Annotated in this window: 5 protein-coding genes; 2 read left to right on the plus strand and 3 right to left on the minus strand. The window is 46.9% G+C overall.

Annotated features, from left to right (window positions below; all coding sequences use genetic code 11):
• The first annotated feature begins 206 nt into the window (after positions 1-206).
• The gene (locus tag ACE1AQ_RS03085; protein WP_110545540.1) at positions 207-578 is read left to right on the plus strand and encodes a hypothetical protein; all 372 of its coding nucleotides are present in this window, start codon (positions 207-209) and stop codon (positions 576-578) included.
• A 21-nt stretch (positions 579-599) separates the two neighbouring features.
• Complete coding sequence (locus ACE1AQ_RS03090; RefSeq protein WP_110545537.1) at positions 600-1,487, plus strand: Rpn family recombination-promoting nuclease/putative transposase; 888 nt, start codon at positions 600-602, stop codon at positions 1,485-1,487.
• 193 nt (positions 1,488-1,680) lie between these two features.
• On the opposite strand, the gene ACE1AQ_RS03095 is transcribed toward ACE1AQ_RS03090, so the two are convergent.
• The 3 genes from ACE1AQ_RS03095 to ACE1AQ_RS03105 all read right to left on the minus strand — a co-directional run bounded on the left by ACE1AQ_RS03095 (position 1,681) and on the right by ACE1AQ_RS03105 (position 4,949).
• Entirely contained in the window at positions 1,681-3,756 is a 2,076-nt protein-coding gene (locus ACE1AQ_RS03095) for a calcium-binding protein (RefSeq protein ID WP_110545534.1), read from the minus strand.
• 324 nt (positions 3,757-4,080) lie between these two features.
• A complete protein-coding gene (locus ACE1AQ_RS03100; protein ID WP_110545532.1) occupies positions 4,081-4,809 on the minus strand; it encodes an FkbM family methyltransferase in 729 nt (242 codons plus the stop codon).
• A 17-nt stretch (positions 4,810-4,826) separates the two neighbouring features.
• A complete protein-coding gene (locus ACE1AQ_RS03105) occupies positions 4,827-4,949 on the minus strand; it encodes a hypothetical protein (protein ID WP_301182375.1) in 123 nt (40 codons plus the stop codon).
• Positions 4,950-5,234: the final 285 nt, after the last annotated feature.

The raw sequence follows: 5,234 nt of genomic DNA on the forward strand, positions 1-5,234 counted from the left end.
GCTCTTTTGGATTTGGTGGGTAAAATGTATTCTGAGATACAGTCCTGCTGGCGAGGGAGTGGAGGGAACCACTCCAGACACAGAGGACACAAAGATCGATCCTATGTAAGTTAAACTTATCACACAGAACCTAGAAGAGCCGGTAGGGTTAATTCATGAATTAACCCTACTACTTCCCCCAGAAAAGTCGCGAGGAAATTGAAGCTATGTTTGAACTAAGTGATTTAAAACAAACGAGAGTCTATCAAGAGGCGCTGGCCGAAGGAGAAAAACAAGGTCTAGAACGTGGTCTGCAAGAAGGTCTAGAACGGGGTCTAGAACGGGGTTTAGAACGGGGTTTAGAACGGGGTCTAGAACGGGGTCTAGAACGGGGTCTAGAACGGGGTTTAGAACGGGGTCTGCAAGAGGGGAAACGTCTGGTGGTGGAAAACCTGCTCCGAGTCCGTTTCGGTGAGTTAGACCCACCACTGCAAGCTATTATCAGCCGGATTTTACAACTGTCCCCAGAAGAATTTACTCCTTTACTCCTCCATTGTTCCAAGCAGGAACTCTTAAATCAATTCGGCAACTGCCAATAAACCCTAGAAGCGACATCTAAAGTGAAAACTGACAGTCTCTTTTACCAAATATTCCTGCGCTTTCCCGACAGTTTCTTTGACTTAATCGGACAACCGCAACCGGTCTCAGCAAACTATCAATTCACCTCCCAAGAGGTGAAACAACTCTCTTTCCGTCTCGATGGCTTATTTATGCCACTTAGAGAAGATATTCAGCAACCCCTCTACCTAGTGGAAGTACAGTTCCAAGCGGACGACACCCTCTACTATCGACTTTTTGCGGAATTGTTCCTATTTCTAAAACAATATCAACCACCTCACCCCTGGCAAATTGTCGTCATTTATCCCCATCGTCGGGTGGAACGGGAACAATCCCTGCATTTTGGCGAAATCCTCAATTTATCGAGCGTTAGACGCATTTATCTCGATGAATTGCCCCAGGTGTCCCATCCCTCCTTAGGAATCGGTGTGATTAAATTAGTAGTAGAGTCGGAAACGGCAGCGGTGAGGACTGCTCAAACCCTAATCGAGCGGACCAGAGAAGAAATCACCGACCAGTCCAGTCAACGGCAGTTAATTGACCTAATCGAAAGTATCATCATTTACAAATTACCCCAGAAAAGTCGCGAGGAAATTGAAGCTATGTTTGGACTAAGTGATTTAAAACAAACGAGAGTCTATCAAGAGGCACTGGCCGAAGGAGAAGAACGGGGTCTAGAACGGGGTCTAGAACGGGGTCTGCAAGAGGGGGAACGTCTGGTGGTGGAAAATCTGCTCCGAGTCCGTTTTGGTGAGTTAGACCCAGAAATTCAAGCTATTATCAGCCGGATTTTACAATTGTCCCCGGAAGAATTTACTCCTTTACTCCTACAGTGTTCCAAGCAGGAACTCTTAAAGCGATTTCCCCCAGAAAAGTCGCGAGGAAATTGAAGCTATTACCACCCTGATCAAGGGTAGGGTTAATTCATGAATTAACCCTACTATGACTAGACTAGGGGAGCAGGGAAGGGAGGGTCTCCCTCCCTTTCTCGTTCCAGGGTTCTACCCCGGAACTATAAAAGACCATCCTGAAAAAGGACGGTCTTTTATAATAGTCAACTCGGATTCGTCTGCTTACTGTAAATTAAGCGACGATGGTAAAGTTGCCGGCATTTAAATTCAGAGCCGCAGTCGTCGCAATAAGAACAGTACCGGCGCTGAAGTTACCATCACCATCAGCATCGTAGAACAAATTCCCGGTATCTTTGGCATAACCAAAGCGCACTAAGCCAGTGGCGGTCTGATTAGCCGTGAGGTTTACTAAGGTATCCACTAGGATTGTATTAGCGCTGTTAGTTGCACCCGCCACAGCACTAACCGCCAAGGCGGCTCCCACTGCCGGAGCGCCTTCAAAGGCGGCACTACTTAGGGCGAACACATCATTATTACCTGATGCTAGGCTGAAGTCATTGATCGTCACGTTATTACCAGCAGTGGCTTTATTCAAGACGAACTGGTCGTTACCACCGTTACCCCATAGTTGATCAGTGCCACCGCCACCAATAAGGGTGTCAGCTAATGCACCGCCTTTCAGGTTGTCGGGTGCTGCACCACCAGTAATCTTGAAGGAACCATTGGCTTCAGCGCTACCATCAAAGATTAAGGATTTGGTGGTAAAGGAAGAAGCATCAACAGTTAAAGTGGCACCACTTGCCACAACCTCGTTCACAGTGGTGATTGTGGTGTTAGTGGCGGCTTGTTTAAAGATAATCGTCTCAACGTTGGTAACACCATTGATAGCAGTGGTAACAGCATTCCCAACTTTAACGGTTAAGGTGTCACTGCCATTGTTTCCATTGAGGGTAACAGGAGCAATCTGATTGTCTACCGCCGTCAAGGTGAAGGTGTCATCGCTTTTGCCACCGACAATCTGGGTTATATTACTGATTTTGCCGAGATTCAGGGTCAGTTTCCCGGTAAAGTCAGTGGCATCCAAACGATCAGTGGCAGGGTTAGAGACGGTAATCTTGCCGTCAATGGTCAGGTTTTTATCACCCGAAATCACAAAGTTGTTGTTTCCCACCACACTCTTTATTGTCTCTACGGTTGCGTCACTATTTTTGAGAACACTATCAGCTTTGACAACAATATTGACATTAGGGGAAGTGGGAGCAAAAAAACCAGAGTTATTGTCAACAATAGTCGCCCCAGCAACAGTACCATTCAGGTTAACAGTCGAAGCTTTGGATGTATCGGCGAGGTTGAGAGATAGCTGATTGGCATACCCAGCCGCCAGAGTCAAGGGGAATTTTTCGGCGGTGTTAACCTGCAAGTCACCGGACTTGATAACGAAATTCTTGACTCCGGAGATGTTGGCAATGTTAACTGTAGAACCAGTCGCCCCTTGCAACTCAATAGTCTCGATGTTAACAATGTTTGGAGTGTCAAAATTAACAATCTGGGCGGTCAGTATGTCGTTGTCAGTGTTGCTGGGGTCTTGAATGAAACTAGTTTCACCACCTGACTCCAAGAAGGTTAAAGCCTGAACCGTGTTATTGGAGGCAGTCAAAAACTGACCTGCCGGGGAAACTTTGTTGTTTGCCGAAGCTGTCAGTACGGCTCCTCCTTCTAACAAGGTAAAGGTCGTTCCCGTACCGCCGCCACCAGCGACAAATTGAGCAATTTGTGCGTTAGCCGCCGTTACGCTATCGGCACTGGCAGTGACCGTGTTCACAATGACCCAGCCACTACTATACTGGGCTGAGGTAAAGGTGGACGAGCCATCAGCCGCCATGGCAACCGCGAAGTTTTGTGCTACCTGAGCGCGGTTCGTCAAAGCCTGTTGCCGTGCGGCGGGGGAATACTGATTTAAAACGACCGGAAAATCAAGAATCGCCTGGGGCGAGGAAACAAGGTAGGTATCAGCCCAGTAGGTTAATTCTGCCGCCGGAATGTCGGCCGCAGCAATCCCATAGAGATTTTGGAAAGCTTGGGTGACATAATCACGACGAGCCGCCGCATTCTGAGACAGCACCGTAGGGGACGCTAACATCGGATAGGCTGTCTTGGCTGCACTAGAGGTGGAAAATGCCTGCACCGCTTGCTCCCAAGAAACTGCCTGACCTGCGGGACTCGCCCAGTAGGTCAGGTCAGAAGCTGACGGGGGCAGCTTGGTGTACATCAAGGACAGAGCAATTATTGAAGATTGGGGAATAGCCATAATTTTGTTACCTAAAACTCCTCACACTAGGAAACGAGGTCAAAAATCAAAGAAGCTAAAAACATCTCTGAAGTATCACAACTAATCATAGGAGAGGCATTATCATTTTGTCAAGCAGAGCTAGAGCAATGGGAACCAAAGTTAAATGCACTTTTCTTCGATATCGTGTCACCGAAGATACCAGTGCTAAAAATGCTTACTAACCCATTGAAAAACCACTACTAGCATAGCGCATGGAATTCCAGATTTGAGGGATAGGCGGTCAAATTTAACATTATGTGACGATTGGCCCTAACCCTATTCGATTTGTTTGCACGAAAAAGACTAATAGTGCCAAGCGGGACAGAGCTCTGAGGCCACGTTAAGAAAGAGACAGTCCACCGTCGCCAGTCCCCCTCTCTCGTCTCGGTACTCATCCCCTAGGTCCCAAAGATGAAAACCGAAGCCTAGTAGCCAATTGGCCAATTCCGTTAACAGAGGTGTCTGGGGGCCATAGCCTCGGTATAACCAACACTCCAACAATAAGACTGAAACCTGGGGGAGGATCTGGACTGCTCCCTTGAGAATAGACCACTCGTATCCCTGGGTATCTATCTTGATGATTTGGGGAATTGGTAACTCTCCCCGCTCCACTAAACCATCTAAGGTGAGGACTGGAACCGTCACGGGCGATAGTGCTAAACCTGACCCCTCCATCGGGAGAGCGGTGCTGGCCACCAGATTAGGAAAAACATTAAGGGTGACAGTTCCCTCCCGTTCTCCTAATGCCACCCCATAGAGGTGAAAATTGTCATGAAGCTTTAAACTTTCGGTCATAAACTGTTGATAAGCCGGTGCGTGATTCACTAACGGCTCAAATAGATAAAACTGAGACTGGGGAAACACCTCAACAATATCCCTAGACCAGGAACCATCCGAGGCCCCTACATCATAAATAACCTGGGGGGACAACCCTTTAGCTTGCAAACGCTGGAAAATTTCTAAATCTAACTGAGCAAACTTTTCCCTCGTTTTATAGGTATCGGCAACGGACTTGTAGGCAGAATTCGTCATGAGTGGCTCTGATAGTATCAGTTAGGGATTAGTTCTAAACGAGTGTTGTTGACAACAACACAGTCTAAGGCGCTAAGGGTAGCATCGGGGTCACTTAAATCTAAAGCACTACTGGCCAGCAGATTGGGGAAGATATTCATGGTGACTTGGCCACTTTTTTCGCCGAAAGCAGGGTATAAACGGAGATTGGCTCTTCTAGGTTCTGTGTGATAAGTTTAACTTAAGTAGCTGGTTATAATTAAATTAAAAATGGATTTTAGGTTCGATCCCCCCTGCCCCCCTTAATAAGCTATCCCTTATAGGGATCTTTCTTAACAATTTTTGCAGTAAGCACTCCAACCCTTATCCTGACTTGATTTCAGTTTTTTCTTTGTCAGTAAGGGTGTCAACAAGGAATATTACAAATTGTTAACCGAGTCTTGAAA

The sequence above is a fragment of the Microcystis sp. BLCC-F209 genome (genome assembly GCF_041928595.1).
Taxonomy (GTDB): domain Bacteria; phylum Cyanobacteriota; class Cyanobacteriia; order Cyanobacteriales; family Microcystaceae; genus Microcystis.